The organism is Neobacillus sp. GCM10023253 (assembly GCF_042653105.1).
Lineage (GTDB): Bacteria > Bacillota > Bacilli > Bacillales > Cytobacillaceae > Neobacillus > Neobacillus citreus.
In genome coordinates this window covers 228,163-245,479 of record NZ_JBHSHV010000012.1, presented here as the reverse complement: position 1 = coordinate 245,479, position 17,317 = coordinate 228,163, and the positions used below count along the sequence as shown (strand labels likewise).

The 17,317-nt window shown below is 44.6% G+C and carries 16 protein-coding genes; 15 read left to right on the top strand and 1 reads right to left on the bottom strand.

Annotated elements, in window-relative coordinates; translation table 11 throughout:
- The first annotated feature begins 7 nt into the window (after window positions 1–7).
- From lpdA to ACFPA1_RS15225, 12 genes are all read left to right on the top strand, one after another.
- The gene (lpdA, locus tag ACFPA1_RS15280; protein ID WP_213144920.1) at window positions 8–1,429 is read left to right on the top strand and encodes a dihydrolipoyl dehydrogenase; all 1,422 of its coding nucleotides are present in this window, start codon (window positions 8–10) and stop codon (window positions 1,427–1,429) included.
- Window positions 1,430–1,471: 42 nt separating this feature from the next.
- On the top strand, window positions 1,472–2,476 hold the full coding sequence (locus tag ACFPA1_RS15275; RefSeq protein WP_277398328.1) for a thiamine pyrophosphate-dependent dehydrogenase E1 component subunit alpha: 1,005 nt from the start codon (window positions 1,472–1,474) through the stop codon (window positions 2,474–2,476).
- A gap of 11 nt (window positions 2,477–2,487) precedes the next feature.
- Window positions 2,488–3,471: an alpha-ketoacid dehydrogenase subunit beta gene (locus tag ACFPA1_RS15270; RefSeq protein ID WP_213144921.1), complete on the top strand. Its 984-nt coding sequence runs from the start codon at window positions 2,488–2,490 to the stop codon at window positions 3,469–3,471.
- Window positions 3,472–3,489: 18 nt separating this feature from the next.
- Window positions 3,490–4,794, top strand: a complete 1,305-nt coding sequence (locus ACFPA1_RS15265) for a dihydrolipoamide acetyltransferase family protein (protein ID WP_213144922.1) — start codon at window positions 3,490–3,492, stop codon at window positions 4,792–4,794.
- Between the two features lie 141 nt (window positions 4,795–4,935).
- Complete coding sequence (locus tag ACFPA1_RS15260; RefSeq protein WP_378584017.1) at window positions 4,936–6,792, top strand: methylmalonyl-CoA mutase family protein; 1,857 nt, start codon at window positions 4,936–4,938, stop codon at window positions 6,790–6,792.
- Between the two features lie 37 nt (window positions 6,793–6,829).
- Window positions 6,830–8,971, top strand: a complete 2,142-nt coding sequence (gene scpA / locus ACFPA1_RS15255; protein WP_378584399.1) for a methylmalonyl-CoA mutase — start codon at window positions 6,830–6,832, stop codon at window positions 8,969–8,971.
- Window positions 8,972–10,096: a methylmalonyl Co-A mutase-associated GTPase MeaB gene (gene meaB, locus ACFPA1_RS15250; protein WP_378584016.1), complete on the top strand. Its 1,125-nt coding sequence runs from the start codon at window positions 8,972–8,974 to the stop codon at window positions 10,094–10,096.
- Window positions 10,097–10,204: 108 nt separating this feature from the next.
- Window positions 10,205–10,642: a BrxA/BrxB family bacilliredoxin gene (locus tag ACFPA1_RS15245; protein WP_213144926.1), complete on the top strand. Its 438-nt coding sequence runs from the start codon at window positions 10,205–10,207 to the stop codon at window positions 10,640–10,642.
- A 255-nt stretch (window positions 10,643–10,897) separates the two neighbouring features.
- A complete protein-coding gene (locus tag ACFPA1_RS15240) occupies window positions 10,898–11,674 on the top strand; it encodes a transporter substrate-binding domain-containing protein (RefSeq protein WP_378584015.1) in 777 nt (258 codons plus the stop codon).
- Between the two features lie 43 nt (window positions 11,675–11,717).
- Entirely contained in the window at window positions 11,718–12,377 is a 660-nt protein-coding gene (locus tag ACFPA1_RS15235; protein ID WP_213144928.1) for an amino acid ABC transporter permease, read from the top strand.
- Window positions 12,370–13,092 (top strand): amino acid ABC transporter ATP-binding protein, encoded by a 723-nt coding sequence (locus ACFPA1_RS15230; protein ID WP_213144929.1) that lies wholly within the window; start codon window positions 12,370–12,372, stop codon window positions 13,090–13,092. Before ACFPA1_RS15235 ends, ACFPA1_RS15230 begins: the two co-directional genes overlap by 8 nt.
- Window positions 13,093–13,162: 70 nt before the next feature.
- The gene (locus tag ACFPA1_RS15225; RefSeq protein ID WP_213144930.1) at window positions 13,163–13,675 is read left to right on the top strand and encodes a L,D-transpeptidase; all 513 of its coding nucleotides are present in this window, start codon (window positions 13,163–13,165) and stop codon (window positions 13,673–13,675) included.
- A gap of 41 nt (window positions 13,676–13,716) precedes the next feature.
- On the opposite strand, the gene prli42 is transcribed toward ACFPA1_RS15225, so the two are convergent.
- Entirely contained in the window at window positions 13,717–13,815 is a 99-nt protein-coding gene (prli42, locus tag ACFPA1_RS15220) for a stressosome-associated protein Prli42 (RefSeq protein ID WP_213144931.1), read from the bottom strand.
- Window positions 13,816–13,977: 162 nt separating this feature from the next.
- On the opposite strand from prli42, the gene mce reads away from it, so the two are divergent.
- From mce to ACFPA1_RS15205, 3 genes are all read left to right on the top strand, one after another.
- A complete protein-coding gene (mce, locus tag ACFPA1_RS15215; RefSeq protein ID WP_213145304.1) occupies window positions 13,978–14,391 on the top strand; it encodes a methylmalonyl-CoA epimerase in 414 nt (137 codons plus the stop codon).
- A 4-nt stretch (window positions 14,392–14,395) separates the two neighbouring features.
- Window positions 14,396–15,943: an acyl-CoA carboxylase subunit beta gene (locus tag ACFPA1_RS15210; protein WP_213144932.1), complete on the top strand. Its 1,548-nt coding sequence runs from the start codon at window positions 14,396–14,398 to the stop codon at window positions 15,941–15,943.
- A 99-nt stretch (window positions 15,944–16,042) separates the two neighbouring features.
- A complete protein-coding gene (locus tag ACFPA1_RS15205) occupies window positions 16,043–17,164 on the top strand; it encodes a tripeptidase T (RefSeq protein ID WP_378584012.1) in 1,122 nt (373 codons plus the stop codon).
- Window positions 17,165–17,317: the final 153 nt, after the last annotated feature.

Sequence of the window (17,317 nt, the reverse complement as noted above, 5' to 3'; positions counted from 1 at the left end):
GAACCAAATGGCACAAGAATATGATTTGGTCATACTTGGCGGAGGGACCGGCGGCTATGTAGCGGCGATCCGCGCCTCACAGCTTGGTTTGAAAACGGCAATTGTTGAAAAAGGCCAACTTGGAGGTACCTGTCTTCATAAGGGCTGTATTCCAAGTAAAGCACTGCTCAGGAGTGCTGAAGTGTTTGCAACGGCAAAGCGCAGCGATGAATTCGGTGTGATCACTGGAGAAGTTTCAGTTAATTTTGGCAAGGTTCAAGAACGAAAGAACAAAATTATTGACCAGTTGCATAAAGGTGTCCAGCATCTAATGAAGCAGGGGAAAATCGATGTATTTGAAGGAATTGGCCGGATATTGGGACCTTCGATTTTTTCGCCGATGCCAGGGACCATTTCCGTTGAAATGAACAATGGTTCTGAAAATGAAATGCTCATCCCGAAGAATGTCATTATCGCGACCGGGTCAAGACCGCGGACATTGCCAGGTCTTGACATTGACGGCGAATACGTCATGTCCTCTGATGAAGCCCTTCAGCTTGAAGCCCTTCCCAGCTCGATCATTATTGTGGGGGGTGGAGTAATTGGAATTGAGTGGGCCTCGATGCTTTCCGATTTTGGCGTAGAGGTGACTGTTCTTGAGTACGCAGACCGAATTATACCGACGGAGGATCACGAGATTTCGAAAGAAATGCAGCGTTTGATGAAGAAGCGGAAGATTAATATTATCACAAGCGCAAAAGTTCTTCCTGAAACATTGGTGAAAGATAATGGAGTGGCCATCTCGGCAGAAGTAAAGGGTTCGGTGAAAGAGTTCAAAGCGGAAAAGCTGCTTGTATCAGTAGGACGGCAGGCCAATACAGAGGGCATTGGACTTGATAATACAGAGATTCAAATTGAAAAAGGTTTTATTGTAACGAATGAGGTTTATCAAACAAAAGAATCCCATATATATGCCATTGGTGATGTGATAGGCGGGTTGCAGCTTGCCCATGTTGCCTCACATGAAGGGATTATTGCTGTGGAGCATATTGCGGGTGAAAAAACGTCACCGCTTAATTATGACCTAGTTTCCAGATGCATTTACAGCAGTCCCGAGGTTTCCAGTGTCGGTATTACAGAGAATCAAGCAAAGGAAAATGGGCATAAAGTAAAAGTGGGGAAATTTTCTTTCCGTGCTATTGGGAAAGCCCTTGTATTCGGTGAAGCAGATGGATTTGTTAAAATTATTGCTGATGAGGAGACCGATGATATTTTAGGGGTGCATATGATTGGTCCTCATGTTACTGATATGATTTCGGAAGCCGGCCTTGCGATGGTGCTTGATGCTGTACCATGGGAAATTGCCCACACCATCCATCCTCATCCAACCCTTTCGGAAGCAATTGGCGAGGCGGCATTGGCAGTTGATGGGAAGGCCATCCATGGATAGGTTTTTGGGAGAGAAATGATTTAAAGCGAACAAACGGGAGGAATGAAGTTAATGGTGGAAAAGCGTCATGAAGCTTTAGGCTTAAGCGATGAAAAAGTGCTGGAAATGTTTGAAACGATGCTTTTGGCCCGCCGTATCGATGAGCGGATGTGGCTGTTGAACCGTGCAGGTAAAATACCATTTGTAATATCCTGCCAAGGGCAGGAGGCTGCACAGGTAGGTGCTGCCTTTGCCCTAGACCGGGAAAAAGATTATGTATTGCCCTATTACCGTGATATGGGTGTCGTATTAACGTTTGGGATGACTCCAAAAGAGTTGATGCTGTCAGGTTTCGCCAAAGCAGAAGACCCTAACTCCGGAGGGCGGCAGATGCCGGGACATTTTGGGCAAAAGAAGAATCGGATCGTCACCGGTTCATCGCCTGTAACTACGCAAGTTCCTCATGCGGTGGGGATTTCACTTGCCGGTAAAATGGAGAAGAAGGACTTTGTTTCCTTTGTTACGTTCGGGGAAGGATCCTCGAACCAGGGGGATTTCCATGAGGGTGCCAACTTTGCTGGTGTTCATAAACTCCCGGTCATTTTTATGTGTGAAAATAATAAATATGCGATATCTGTGCCAATTGAAAAACAATTGGGTTGTGAGAAGGTTTCTGACCGTGCCATTGGTTACGGCATGCCCGGCTATACAGTAGACGGCAATGACCCGTTAGAGGTTTATAAAGTTGTTAAGGAAGCGGCCGAGCGCGGGCGCCGCGGCGAAGGTCCGACTTTAGTTGAAACTGTTTCTTATCGTTTAACTCCGCATTCTTCTGACGATGATGACCGCTCATACCGGGCGCCTGATGAGGTTGCAAAGGCAAAATCGCAGGACCCAATCATCACCTTTGGTGCATATCTGAAGGAAACCGGCGTGTTGAATGATGTATTGGAGCAGGAAATCAATGACCGCGTCATGCAGATCGTCAATGAAGCCACTGACTATGCAGAAAATGCACCTTATGCAGCGCCAGAGGATGCATTGAAATATGTATACGGGGATCGTTAGGGGGAAGAAATATGGCAGTTATTTCATATATTGATGCAGTTACTATGGCCATTCGCGAGGAAATGGAGAGAGACTCACGAGTTTTTGTTCTTGGTGAAGATGTGGGGCGAAAAGGCGGCGTTTTTAAGGCTACACAAGGACTGTATGAACAATTTGGTGAAGAGCGCGTAATTGATACGCCGCTGGCGGAATCAGCGATAGCCGGTGTTGGAATCGGGGCCGCCATGTACGGGATGCGGCCAATTGCGGAAATGCAGTTCGCTGATTTTATTATGCCCGCAGTAAACCAAATTATTTCCGAGGCGGCAAGGATCCGCTATCGTTCTAATAACGATTGGAACTGTCCGATTGTCATCCGCGCCCCATATGGCGGCGGCGTTCATGGAGCTTTGTATCATTCACAATCAGTTGAGGCCGTATTTGCAAATCAGCCAGGCTTAAAAATTGTGATGCCATCCACCCCATATGATGTAAAGGGACTTTTAAAAGCGGCCATTCGCGATAATGACCCAGTGTTATTTTTCGAACATAAACGGGCCTACCGCTTAATTAAAGGTGAAGTGCCTACTGAAGATTATACCCTGCCAATTGGTAAAGCAGATGTAAAGCGTGAAGGAGAGGACATCACTGTTATCACTTACGGGCTTTGCGTGCATTTTGCCCTGCAAGCGGCAGAGAAATTAGCCAAAGACGGCATATCTGCGCATATTTTGGATTTGCGTACCGTTTATCCGCTAGATAAAGAAGCGATTATCGAAGCAGCATCGAAAACAGGTAAGGTACTGCTCGTCACGGAGGACAATAAAGAAGGCAGCATTATGAGTGAGGTTGCCGCCATTATTGCCGAGAACTGCTTATTTGAACTGGATGCCCCGATTAAAAGGTTAGCCGGCCCAGATGTTCCAGCAATGCCATATGCGCCAACAATGGAAAAATTCTTTATGGTCAATCCGGATAAGGTCGAAAAAGCAATGCGCGAGCTTGCGGAGTTTTAGGTTTAGGAGGATGAAATAGTGGCAACTGAACAAATTAAAATGCCGCAGTTAGGCGAAAGTGTAACGGAAGGTACAATCAGCAAATGGCTAGTCTCTGTTGGGGATAAGGTAAATAAATACGACCCTCTGGCAGAGGTCATGACAGATAAGGTTAACGCGGAAGTTCCTTCTTCTTTTTCAGGTGTAATTGAGGAACTCATTGCTGCCGAAGGTGATACAATGGCTGTTGGGGAAATTATCTGTACCATCGAAACGGAAGGCGGCGCTTCTGCTCCGGAGGCAGCTGTTTCCGCACCTGAACTAAAAGCGGCTGTAGGGAACGGTATTGCCACTCCTGTTGATCAGGGGAATCGGGCCAGGTATTCGCCGGCTGTTCTTAAGTTGTCGCAGGAGCATGGCATTGATTTAACGCAGGTTTTAGGTACTGGTGCTGGGGGCAGGATAACTCGTAAGGATTTATTGCAAATCATTGAGTCTGGTAATATTCCAGCAGCAGGACAAAAAGCGGAGGCACCAGTGCATGCAGCTAGTAAACTGCCTGTTCAGGAGGCTGCAGCTCCAAGTCAGCCTGCTCCAGCAGCTATTGCACCGGCACCTGCCGTATCGGTTCCGGTGGCAGCGGGGGATATCGAAATTCCAGTTACCGGCGTTCGCAAAGCGATTGCCACGAACATGCTGCGCAGCAAGCATGAAATACCGCATGCCTGGACAATGGTGGAAGTCGATGCCACCAACCTTGTTGACTACCGCAATTCCATAAAAGATGAATTCAAGAAAAAAGAAGGCTTCAATTTAACGTTCTTTGCTTTCTTTGTAAAAGCCGTTTCTCAGGCCCTAAAAGAATTCCCACAAATTAATTCGATGTGGGCCGGCGACAAGATTATTCAAAAGAAGGATATCAATATTTCGATTGCAGTCGCCACAGATGACGCTTTATTCGTGCCTGTCATCAAAAATGCCGATGAGAAAACGATTAAAGGTATTGCCCGTGAAATCTCTGACCTTGCCGTGAAGGTGCGGTCCGGAAAGCTTCGTCCGGAGGATATGCAGGGTGGTACGATAACAGTCAATAACACCGGCTCTTTTGGTTCTGTCCAGTCAATGGGCATCATTAATTACCCGCAGGCCGCAATCCTTCAGGTCGAATCGATTGTGAAACGTCCTGTTGTCATGAATAACGGGATGATTGCAGTTCGTGATATGGTTAATCTTTGTATGTCTTTAGATCACCGTGTTCTTGACGGGCTTGTTTGCGGCCGGTTCCTGGCTAGGGTGAAAGAAATCATCGAAAACATGTCTAAAACAACAACCTCTATTTACTAAAAAATTTGCCGGCAACAGCCGCCATTCAAGTTTTGATTGGCGGCTGTTTATTTTTTAAGTTTTGAAAATGTTTGCCTGAATCGAGGTTGTACCCTAAAATAGAATTAATTGAATATTAGTTCAATAATATGCGGAAGGGGGATGAGGAGTTTGGAAAATATACGTAATCAATCTTTCCCTGTAAAAACAATAGATGATTGGAAGGAACAGGCCGAGAAATCATTAAAAGGGAAAAAAATTGAATTATTACAAAGTACCACCTATGAAAACATTGTTTTGAAACCGCTTTATACCGAGCAGGATGAACAACAGGTGCCCGACTATCCTGGAGGATCTGATTTTAGAAGGGGAATTGCCCCATTAGGATATGTAACAGACGAATGGAAAGTTGCCCAGAAAATATCTTATCGAACACCCGAAGAACTTAAACAAAAGCTTCAAGAGGCCCTTGAAAAGGGACAAACAGCAATTTCTTTTGAAGTTTCGAAAACCAATAGTTTTCCAGATTTATTGGCGGGTTTAGAGAAAAAATACCCATTTGCTATCAACGCCAGATGGGAACTGAATGACATGTTAAAAAATCTTGCCGGCCAGTATAGTGATGGAACAAACCTTACAGGCTACATAGGCAATGACCCCGTTTCCCTATTTGCAGAAGTTGGAGCAATCCAAGAGGAATTACTTAAAGAACGGACAAGTCAAATCCTGCAGGCAGATGGAAAGTTTCCTGATTTACGTACTGTTCTTGTCGACACCACTCCGTACCATAATGGCGGAGCTAACGCTGTTCAAGAGCTCGGGATCGCCGCCGCCACAGGAGTCTATTACTTACAGGAGCTTCTTGATAATGGCATGAACATTGAAAAAGCTCTATCAAAAATGATTTTCCAATTTTCCATCGGCAGCAACTTTTTTATGGAACTGTCCAAGCTTAGAGCAGCCCGCGTACTCTGGAAGCGGATTGCGGAACTTTACGGTGCCGAAGCGGAAGCAAGGGGTATGCAGATTGCCGCCACAACCTCATCTTTTACAAAAACTAACTTTGACTCTCATGTCAATATCCTTCGTTCCGCCAACGAGGCATTTGCCGCTGTTTTAGGGGGAGCCCAATATTTGCATGTGGAGCCGTTTAATGAATTGACTGGGCCTACTTCTTTCTCCGAACGGATTGCTCGCAACATCCAGCTAATTTTAAAAGAAGAAGCACACTTGCAGAAGGTGGTTGACCCTGCAGGCGGCTCTTGGTATGTGGAGGCGCTGACCAATCAGCTAGCGGAAAATGCATGGGGATTTTTTAAGGAAATTGAGGCTGCGGGAGGCATTTTGGAGGCATTAAAGTCAAACTGGCTTCAACAGCAAATTGCTGCTGTTTATGAAAAAAAGAACCTCGATATTCAAATAAGAAAGCAAAGTATCGTCGGGACAAATGTTTATGCAAAATTGGATGAAGCGGTACCTAGCCAAAAGCAGCTAATGAAAATAGCCGCAGCCACAAAAGACTTCGAGGCCATCCCTCAGCACAGATTAGCAGAACCATATGAGGAGCTTCGCTTCAAGGCAAACCAATTACAAGAAACAACAGGTGCTGCACCTTCAGTCGGCATGTTATGTCTAGGCGAACTAAAGCAGCATAAACCAAGACTTGATTTCATGAAGGGCTTTCTTGCAGCCGGCGGAATCCATCCAGCTGAAAGCAAGCCGGTCCACACGATAGAGGATGCCAGACAATTTATCATAGACTTAAAAACTAACTTTGTCTGCATTTGCGGAACAAATGAACAGTATGAGCAAATCGGACATGAAATGCTGACAGCGTTAAAATCTGAATTTCCAAACCTAATCTTCCTTCTGGCTGGGCTTCCTGAAAAAGAACTGCAGGCCCAGTGGTACGAAGAGGGGCTTAAGCGGTTTATTCATGTAAAAAGCAATTGCTGTGAAACCATCGATGAAATCCTATCTGACATGGAGGTGAACTCTCTTGAACAAACAAAAGCCTGATTTTCAAAACGCAAAACTGTTTGAGAACCAGAATTTTATCACGGAAGAAGCATGGCGGGAAAAAGTTGATAAAGAGATTGCCTCCTCCCTTGATGATTTACTGTTCGAGACCAATGAACAAATCATCCTAAAACCGATTTATACAAAGGAAGACCGAGACGGGACAGAACAGCTCGGCAGCCTGCCGGGGCTTCCTCCATACACAAGGGGACCATATCCGACCATGTATGTGAACCGTCCTTGGACAGTCAGGCAGTATGCCGGATTCTCCACTGCCGAAGAGAGTAACGCCTTTTACCGCCGCAATCTGGCGATGGGGCAAAAAGGCTTATCGGTGGCATTTGACCTGGCTACTCACCGCGGCTATGACTCTGACCATCCAAGGGTAGTCGGTGACGTTGGGAAAGCTGGGGTGGCAATTGATTCAGTGCTCGATATGAAAACCCTCTTTGACGGAATTCCGCTCGATCAAATGTCCGTTTCCATGACGATGAATGGCGCCGTTCTCCCGGTACTGGCTTTTTACATCGTAACGGCCGAAGAACAGGGAGTCAGCCAGGAAAAACTGTCCGGAACGATTCAAAATGATATTCTAAAAGAGTACATGGTCAGGAATACGTATATTTATCCGCCAGAAATGTCGATGAAGATCATTGCCGATATCTTCGAATATACGTCCAAATACATGCCTAAGTTTAATAGCATTAGTATTTCTGGCTATCATATGCAGGAGGCCGGGGCACCTGCCGATATCGAACTCGCTTATACGTTAGCAGACGGCTTGGAATATGTAAGAACCGGACTTAAAGCCGGAATCGACATTGATTCATTTGCCCCGAGGTTGTCCTTTTTCTGGGCCATCGGTATGAACTACTTCATGGAAGTGGCCAAAATGCGGGCAGCAAGATATATCTGGGCAAAAATGATGAAATCTTTCCATCCGAAAAACGAAAAATCAATGGCACTCCGCACCCATTCGCAAACATCAGGCTGGAGTTTGACCGAGCAGGATCCGTTTAATAATGTAACCCGGACGCTGATTGAAGCGCATGCGGCGGCAATGGGCCACACCCAATCCCTGCACACAAATGCGTTGGACGAAGCGATTGCCCTGCCGACAGACTTTTCAGCGCGGATTGCCCGTAATACCCAGTTGTTTTTACAAGAAGAAACTGGCATAACCAAGGTTATCGATCCATGGGCAGGCTCCTACTATGTGGAAAAACTGACGGATGAATTAATCAAGCGGGCTTGGACACATATCGAGGAGATTGAAAATCTCGGCGGAATGGCAAAGGCCATTGAAACCGGGCTGCCGAAAATGAAAATTGAAGAGGCGGCGGCAAGACGGCAGGCACAAATCGACTCTGCAAAAGAAACGATTATTGGCGTTAATCGCTACCGGCTTGAAAAAGAAGAGCCAATTGATATTTTGGACATTGATAATACAGCTGTCCGTTTAAAGCAAATTGAAAAATTAAATTCCTTAAAAGTAAATCGGGACTTACAGAAAGTGGAAGAGGCTTTAATAGCTTTAGCCAATGCGGCTGCTTCCGGCGAAGGGAATTTATTAGAGCTTGCTGTCAAGGCGGCACGCGAAAGAGCGACGCTAGGCGAAATTTCCGATGCGATAGAAAAAGCAGCGGGTCGTCATAAAGCTATTATCCGTTCCATTAGCGGCGTCTACAGCACTTCTTTTACAAACGAAGAAGAAATTGCCGAAGTCCAAAGAATGACAGAAGAATTCCTTGAAAATGAAGGCAGACGGCCGCGGATTCTGATTGCGAAAATGGGGCAGGACGGTCATGATCGCGGGGCGAAGGTCATTTCTACGGCATTTGCCGATCTTGGCTTTGATGTCGATATCGGCCCGCTCTTCCAAACACCGGAGGAAACAGCCCTGCAAGCGGTGGAAAATGACGTTCACGTGATCGGAATGAGTTCACTTGCTGCTGGTCATAAGACGCTCCTTCCGCAGCTTATTGAGGAATTGAAAAGATTATGCCGCGAGGATATTTTAGTTGTTGTCGGCGGCGTTATCCCAGCTCAGGATTATCAATTCTTATATGACAATGGTGCGGCGGCCATCTTCGGTCCTGGTACGATTATTCCAGTAGCTGCGCAAAAGGTAATCAAGGAGATATATAGACAGCTTGGGTACGAGGAAGTGGCAAATTAAATGACGGGTGAACAAAGACCGGAATGGGCAAACCCCGAAGAGCCGGATAAATTTTCAACTGTCATCAGGAAAGGCAAGGAGCAGGAAACAGGAGAAGTGACTTTTCAAAAAAATGTCCGTTTTCAAAAACGCGGATCGACTGAGCCCTCGCTAGACGAATTGTATGAAGGGGTCCTTAAAGGTGATCGAAGTCTGCTTGCCCGAGCGATTACCCTTGTGGAAAGCAACGCTGAACAGCATTTTCAAAAAGCACAGGCGCTCCTGCAAAAGCTGCTGGTTCACTCTAGTAAGTCAATTCGCATCGGTATTACCGGGGTGCCTGGGGCTGGAAAAAGCACATTTATTGAGGTGTTCGGAACCTATCTATGTGAACTTGGACTAAGAGTTGCCGTTTTGGCGATTGACCCAAGCTCAAAGATTAGCGGCGGGAGCATCCTCGGTGACAAAACCCGAATGGAAACATTGGCCCGGAATCCAAAAGCGTTTATCCGTCCATCGCCAACGGCTGGGAAGCTTGGCGGGGTTCACCGGAAAACAAGGGAAGCAATGCTGATTTGTGAAGCTGCCGGCTTTGATGTCATACTAATTGAAACGGTCGGTGTAGGCCAAAGTGAAGTTATCATTCGTGATATGGTCGACTTTTTCATGCTGCTTGTCCTAACCGGTGCTGGTGACGAATTGCAGGGAATGAAAAAAGGCATTATGGAACTGGCCGATTGCCTTATCGTCCACAAAGCGGACGGGACGAATAAGCAAAATGCCGAGAAAACGAGGAAAGAATATAACCGTATCCTGCATTTTCTCCAGCCGGCCACAAAGGGATGGGGAACGAAAGCCTATACCTGTTCGTCTTTGACACACGAGGGAATCGCAGATATTTGGAAGGTCATCCAAACCTTCGAGACGACTGTGAAATCCTCAGGCGTTTTCGACGAAAGAAGAAAATTTCAATCCAGAGAATGGCTGTATTCGATGATTACCGATACTCTTCACTATCATTTCTTTCATCACCCTGGTGTGAAGAATTTGCTTCCTAAGTATGAAAACGAAGTCATCACCGGGGACGTAACGGTGGCCACAGCCGTGGAAAAGCTTTATGAGACATTTATAAACTCTAATCAATAGCTGTCGATTCATCGGCAGCTTTTCTTTTTCACTTCAGGAATAATCATTTGAAAAAAACATATTTTAACTGTTATGATGTAGGTATGTAAGACATAAGGAGTGAATTCAATGAGCATGGATTTTAATATTTTTATGAATGATGTTGTCCGCCAGGCGCGTCAGGAAATCTCCACTGCCGGATACCAAGAGCTAAAGACAGCCGATGAGGTTGAAGAGGCTTTAAACCAAAAGGGTACAACTCTAGTCATGATTAATTCTGTTTGCGGCTGCGCCGGCGGTATTGCCCGTCCAGCGGCAGCATACTCCGTTCATTATGATAAGCGCCCAGATCACCTAGTAACGGTTTTTGCCGGTCAGGATAAAGAAGCGACAGAAAAGGCAAGAAGCTATTTTACAGGCTATCCGCCATCCTCTCCTTCTTTCGCCTTATTAAAGGACGGAAAGATTTGTTCCATGATTGAAAGACATCAGATTGAAGGCTATGACCCAGCAACAGTGGTTGCCAAGCTTCAGCAGGAATTCGATAAATATTGCGAAGAAATATAATAATTTAACCCAAGAAAGGTTAATTATACCTATTAAACACCTCTTCATAAAAGAGGTGTTTTTTTATGGAAAATACACATAAAAAAATGGTTTGTGCCCATTTTAACTAGTATAAAAGGTATGCTCAATTTTTTGAATATTTTTATATTAAAAAAATATCTTTTCAAAAATTCATTGCTGTGTTAATATCCATTTTGTTGAATAAAAATTCAAGTCATTATATAATTTCAAATTTTAATACTCAGGAGGGACATCATGAAAAAGACATTTTTATTTCTAACTATTATTTTTTCATTAGTCGTTATGGCTGCTTGCGGCCAAAGTAATAAGGACGGAGCTAACGGTGAAAAATCGTCGGACAAAAAAGTACTAACAATGGCAACATCGGCTGATTTTGCTCCATTTGAATCTAGAAATCCATCAGGTGACATTGAAGGCTTCGATATTGACCTGGCAAATGCGATTGCTGACGAATTAGGATATAAGCTTGAAATTAAAGACATGAAGTTTGATGGCTTAATCGGAGCATTGCAGGCAAAACGTGTTGATATGGTCCTTGCTGGAATGTCAGCAACTGAGAAGCGTAAAAAGAATGTAGATTTTTCCACCGAATATAATCGTTCAGGTGAAATGTTTATTACTTTAAAGGATTCTAACATTAAAACAGTAGATGATTTAAAAGGAAAAACACTTGGTGTTCAATTAGGAACCATCCAAGAAGAGGGTGCTAAGGAACTTCAAAAGAAGATTAACTTTACAGCAAAGCCATTAGACAATGCTACAACTTTAATTCAAGAACTATTAACTAATCGAATCGATGCAGCTTATTTAGATAAGTCAGTGGCTACAGGTTATATTAAAGAGCAAAATTTAGCGGGATTTGATGATCCTACAAGCAGTTCACCAGGAATGGCCATCGCTTTTCCTAAAGGCAGTGCGCTTGTAAAGGATGTTAATAAGGCTCTTGATAAATTGGAGCAAAATGGAAAGCTGCAAGAATTGAAAGATAAATGGTTAAAAGACCAACAATAATAGCATTTTTTTAAAAGAAAATATTTGAGGTGAGGTGTAAGGCATGAATTTGGATTTTAGCCAAATTGTGCCTTATATTCCTTTTATACTAAAAGGAATATGGGTAACATTAAAATTTGTCGTTGTCGCCATTATATTTGGATTTGTTCTCGGTACCATTCTGGCATTATTGAAAATTTCCAGAGTCAAGGCTTTAAATTGGCTTGCAGATATATATACATCCATTTTCCGCGGAACGCCATTGATTTTACAACTAATGTTAATTTATTTTGCGGTTCCGCAATTAACAGGTTACGATATTGATCCATTCCTTTCGTCCATTCTGGCATTTGGGCTGAATTCATCTGCGTATGTGTCAGAGATTATCAGAGCGGGCATTCAAGCCGTGGATAAAGGTCAGACCGAAGCAGCCCTGGCGCTCGGTGTTCCTTATCGCCTGATGATGAAGGACATTATTTTGCCGCAGGCGCTTAAAAATATTTTACCGGCCCTTATGAATGAATTTGTTACCTTAACAAAGGAATCGGCGCTTGTATCAACAATCGGCTACTTGGATTTAATGCGCCGTGCCCAGGTTGTGGGAGCAGATACGTATCATAATTTTGAACCATTAATTTTTGTCGGACTAATCTATTGGGTCCTCGTTTTCGTTTTAACAACTGCTGGCAAACTGGTTGAAAGGAGGCTGAAATATAGTGATTAAAGTAGAGAACCTCTATAAACAGTTTGGCGATAATGAAGTCTTAAAAAATATTTCAACCAGTATCGAAAGCGGTGAGGTAGTCTCCATTATCGGACCATCAGGGTCAGGAAAATCAACCTTTCTTCGCTGTTTGAATTTGTTGGAGGAACCGACAAAAGGGAAAGTGTGGATTAATAATCAAGACATTACCGACCGAAAAACGGATATTTCGAAAGTCAGACAGGAAATCGGCATGGTCTTTCAACATTTCTATTTATTCCCGCATATGACTGTTTTGCAGAACTTAACGTATGCACCGATGAGAGTTAAAGGTGAATCCAGGGAAACTGCTGAGAAAAAAGGCCGCGAACTATTAGCCAAAGTGGGACTGTCTGAAAAAGAATCAGCCTATCCTAATAATCTTTCAGGGGGGCAGAAGCAGAGGGTGGCCATCGCCCGTGCCCTTGCCATGGAGCCAAAGTTAATGCTATTTGATGAACCGACATCTGCACTTGACCCAGAAATGGTCAAGGAAGTTCTTAATGTTATTAAGGACTTGGCCCATACAGGTATTACGATGGCAATTGTTACCCATGAAATGGGATTTGCGCGGGAAGTTTCCGACCGGATTATGTTTCTTGATGAAGGGAAATTGTTAGAAGAAGGCTCGCCGGAAGAGTTTTTCAAAAATCCAAAGACCACTCGTGCAAAGGACTTTTTAGAAAAAGTTTTATAAATTAATTGCGGAAAATGAATGAAGAATGATAGATTGATGCAAACTAGGGGAAAACGGCAGGAGGATGATTATGATCAAAATCTTTTCGTCAATCCTGATGGCATTTTCCCTCTCCCCCATCTGGCCCTTGGGTCCGAACCCATTGCCTGGGGATCCATTTGTGATCGTGAATAAAAGTAATAATGAACTTGCCCTTATTAGTGAGAATAGAGTCCAAACAGTTGTCAGTGTTGGCACTGGCAAGACGGAGGAAATGACCCCTGAGGGACTGTTTACTGTCACAGTAAAGGCAAAGAATCCATATTACCGCCGCAGTGACATACCCGGCGGCGATCCCAAGAATCCGCTAGGTTCGCGGTGGATTGGCTTTGACGCAAGGGAGACTGATGGCAGAATCTACGGTATTCATGGCACCAATCAGCCGGCTTCCGTTGGAAAATATGTTTCACAAGGCTGTATCCGCACCCAGAATGAGGTTATTACCTCATTATTCCCGTTGATACCGCTTGGGACAAAAATTTTAGTAACATCATCCAATAAATCATTTGAAGCACTGGCAAAGGAAAGCGGTGCTATCAAATAAGAAAAAGGGACTGTCCGTCAATGCGGACAGTCCCTTAATTGTTATGATAGAAACTGGGCAATTCCAATTAGAAGAGTGGAAGCCAGCATAGCAAAGAGCATTAAATAAACAATAATTTTTCTAGATTTTTTGTTATTCAAAATGAATGCCTCCTTTTGGTTAAAAGGTTTTATCTACATTGTACTTGGAAAAGCCCAAAAGGACAACGGAACAACTCAGCAATTTAGGAAGGATTTATGAACTTTTTCACGAATAATGTTATTGTCGAATTTATGTTAAAATTGAAAAAAGGGGATTTTAGAATGATTAAAAAAATCGATCATATTGGAATTGCTGTAAAGTCTCTTGAGGCGACCCTTCCTTTTTATACGGAAGTGTTAAAGCTCCCTCTTTTAAAAATTGAAGAAGTGGTCAGTCAAAAGGTAAAGGTAGCATTTTTGCAGGCTGGCGAGACCAAGCTTGAGCTTCTCGAACCTACTTCAGAGGAGAGCACGATTGCCAACTTTATTGAAAGACGCGGCGAGGGCATACACCATGTAGCTCTTGGGGTGGAATCAATTGAAGCAAGAATTGCGGAAATAAAGGAGCATGGTATCAGAATGATTGATGAGGTGCCAAGGCCAGGGGCAGGCGGGGCAGATATTGCCTTCATGCATCCAAAATCGGCATCGGGCGTTTTATTTGAGCTTTGCGAAAAGAAACAGACAAAGGGGTAACAAAATGGATATCTATGAAGTGTTAAATGAGCTGTATGACAAACGCCGGGAGGTAGAACTCGGGGGCGGTGATGAACGGATTGAAAAGCAGCACGAAAAAGGGAAGCTGACAGCCCGTGAGCGGATTGACCTGTTAGTCGATAAGGGGACGTTTGTTGAATTAAATCCATTTATTGAGCACCGCACAAACGATTTTGGGATGGAAGACCAAAAGGGTCCTGGCGATGGCGTTGTAACTGGATATGGAAAAGTGAATGGACGCCCGATCTATTTGTTTTCACAGGATTTTACCGTTTTTGGCGGCGCTTTGGGGGAAATGCATGCCAAAAAGATTGCTAATGTAATGGATTTGGCAGCCAAAAATGGCACCCCGTTTGTCGGCCTGAATGATTCCGGCGGTGCCCGCATCCAAGAAGGGGTTGTATCCTTAGACGGCTACGGACAAATCTTTTACCGCAATTCTATTTATTCGGGAGTCATTCCGCAGATTTCCGTCATCATGGGCCCATGTGCCGGCGGTGCCGTTTACTCACCCGCAATTACCGATTTTGTATTCATGGTGGAAAAAACGAGCCAAATGTTCATTACTGGGCCGAAGGTAATTGAAACCGTTACCGGGGAGAAAATTTCGGCAGAAGACTTGGGCGGTGCCGGTGTACATAATACCATCAGCGGGAATGCTCATTTCCGCGGTGCAACCGAGGAAGAAGTTTTGGCAAATGTACGAAAGCTGCTGAGCTACTTGCCGCAGAATAATGAAGAAAAACCGCCAAGAGTGGAAGTGGCAGAAGAGGAAGATTACCGTCCTGATTTGACGGATGTGATTCCCTTCGATGCTGTCCGCCCATATGACGTAAGAAATGTTATTGAACAGATTGTTGATGCGGATACTTTCATGGAAATTCATAAGGATTTTGCCAGAAATATTGTTGTTGGGTTTGCAAGAATTAAAGGGGAAACAGTCGGACTTGTTTGTAACCAGCCAAAAGTAATGGCCGGCGGTCTTGATATCGATTCTTCCGACAAAGCAGCACGATTCATTCGCACCTGCGATTCTTTTAATATCCCGATTATCACCTTTGAAGATGTAACTGGCTTCTTCCCGGGCGTTAAGCAGGAGCATGGCGGCATCATCCGCCACGGGGCAAAAATTTTATTTGCTTATTCAGAAGCGACCGTTCCGAAGTTGACGGTTATTCTGCGCAAAGCCTACGGCGGCGCGTATGTGGCGCTTAACAGTAAGTCAATCGGCGCCGACCTTGTCTTTGCCTGGCCGAATGCGGAGATTGCCGTCATGGGTCCGCAGGGAGCAGCTAATATTATTTTCGCAAAGGAAATCCAAAACAGCGATAACCCTGAAGAGACTAGGCAGCAAAAAATAGAGGAGTACCGTGAGAAATTTGCGAACCCTTATGTCGCGGCATCCAGGGGAATGGTGGATGACGTCATCGACCCGCGCGAAACTAGAATCAAGTTGATTCAATCCTTAGAGATGCTAAGGTCGAAGAAAGAATCGAGACCATATAAAAAGCACGGAAATATTCCGTTGTAAATTTTTTGGGACCATTTTTAATGGTCCTTTCATTTGTAGACTCGTTTGAAAAAAAGGTATACTGAAAAAGTAAAGTACATATATTGGAGGCTTCGGCAAATGATTAACCAAGAACGTCTTTTAAATGAATTTTTAGAGCTGGTCCAAATTGATTCGGAAACTAAACATGAGGCCGAAATTGCTAAAGTGTTAAAGAAAAAGTTCAGCGACTTAGGGCTTGACGTATATGAGGATGATACAACTTCTATAACTGGTCATGGCGCTGGCAACTTGATCTGCACCCTTGCTGCAACGAAAGAAGGGGTAGACCCAATTTATTTTACCTCTCATATGGATACAGTTGTGCCTGCCAGGGGAGTTAAGCCTTCGATTAAAGACGGTTATGTAGTGACCGATGGAACGACCATCCTTGGAGCGGATGACAAAACCGGATTGTCCGTTATGTTAGAAGTGATTCGAGTCTTGAAGGAACAAAACACAGAACATGGCCAAATCCAATTTGTGATTACCGCTGGGGAAGAATCCGGCCTTGTCGGGGCAAAAGCTCTTGATCCTTCTCTAATGAAGGCCAAATATGGCTACGCGCTTGACAGCGACGGGTTAGTCGGAAACGTGGTTGTGGCCGCACCGACCCAGGCGAAAATTAAAACGATTATCTATGGAAAAACAGCCCATGCCGGGGTTGCGCCTGAAAAAGGTGTTTCTGCCATTACGATTGCGGCAAAGTCTATTGCGAGAATGCCGTTGGGTCGAATTGACCACGAGACAACTGCCAATATTGGACGCTTTGAAGGCGGCCAAGCGACAAACATTGTTTGCGACCGGGTTGATATTTTAGCTGAAGCCCGTTCATTGATTCCTGAAAAAATGGAAGCGCAGGCTGCGAAAATGAAGGAAGCCTTTGAAACGGTTGCTTCAGAAATGGGCGGCCGCGCTGAGGTGAATGTGGAAGTGATGTATCCGGGCTTCAAATTTGGCGAAGGCGACCAGGTGGTGGAGATTGCCCGCAAAGCAGCTGCTAAAATCGGCCGCAGCTGCGAGCTGCAGCACAGCGGCGGCGGCAGCGACGCGAACGTCATCGCAGGCTTCGGAATTCCGACAGTGAACCTCGCTGTCGGTTACGAAGAAATCCACACTACCAATGAGCGCATGCCGATTGAGGAGCTATACAAGCTTGGGGAAATGGTCTTGGCGATCATTGATGAAGTGACAAACCAATAAAGTTTTTTGAAGGGGGAACCTGATTTTTATGGGTTCTCCTTTTCTTTACAAAGGATACAGTCAAAATGGAATCAAATTTACCCGAAGGACGTTGCAAGCGGAGCGGTTGGAAAAATAGCGGCCCTATATTGCCCGAAGAGAAGTTGGAAGAGG

Bases quoted from the DNA above. Each gene is read 5' to 3' on its own strand.
- ACFPA1_RS15270 (WP_213144921.1), top strand. From the start codon at position 2,488: ATGGCAGTTATTTCATATATTGATGCAGTTACTATGGCCATTCGCGAG.
- ACFPA1_RS15235 (WP_213144928.1), top strand. From the start codon at position 11,718: ATGAATTTGGATTTTAGCCAAATTGTGCCTTATATTCCTTTTATACTA.
- meaB (WP_378584016.1), top strand. From the start codon at position 8,972: ATGACGGGTGAACAAAGACCGGAATGGGCAAACCCCGAAGAGCCGGAT.
- ACFPA1_RS15260 (WP_378584017.1), top strand. From the start codon at position 4,936: ATGAGGAGTTTGGAAAATATACGTAATCAATCTTTCCCTGTAAAAACA.
- ACFPA1_RS15205 (WP_378584012.1), top strand. From the start codon at position 16,043: ATGATTAACCAAGAACGTCTTTTAAATGAATTTTTAGAGCTGGTCCAA.
- mce (WP_213145304.1), top strand. From the start codon at position 13,978: ATGATTAAAAAAATCGATCATATTGGAATTGCTGTAAAGTCTCTTGAG.
- ACFPA1_RS15240 (WP_378584015.1), top strand. From the start codon at position 10,898: ATGAAAAAGACATTTTTATTTCTAACTATTATTTTTTCATTAGTCGTT.
- ACFPA1_RS15275 (WP_277398328.1), top strand. From the start codon at position 1,472: ATGAAGTTAATGGTGGAAAAGCGTCATGAAGCTTTAGGCTTAAGCGAT.
- ACFPA1_RS15225 (WP_213144930.1), top strand. From the start codon at position 13,163: ATGATCAAAATCTTTTCGTCAATCCTGATGGCATTTTCCCTCTCCCCC.
- ACFPA1_RS15245 (WP_213144926.1), top strand. From the start codon at position 10,205: ATGAGCATGGATTTTAATATTTTTATGAATGATGTTGTCCGCCAGGCG.
- ACFPA1_RS15210 (WP_213144932.1), top strand. From the start codon at position 14,396: ATGGATATCTATGAAGTGTTAAATGAGCTGTATGACAAACGCCGGGAG.
- lpdA (WP_213144920.1), top strand. From the start codon at position 8: ATGGCACAAGAATATGATTTGGTCATACTTGGCGGAGGGACCGGCGGC.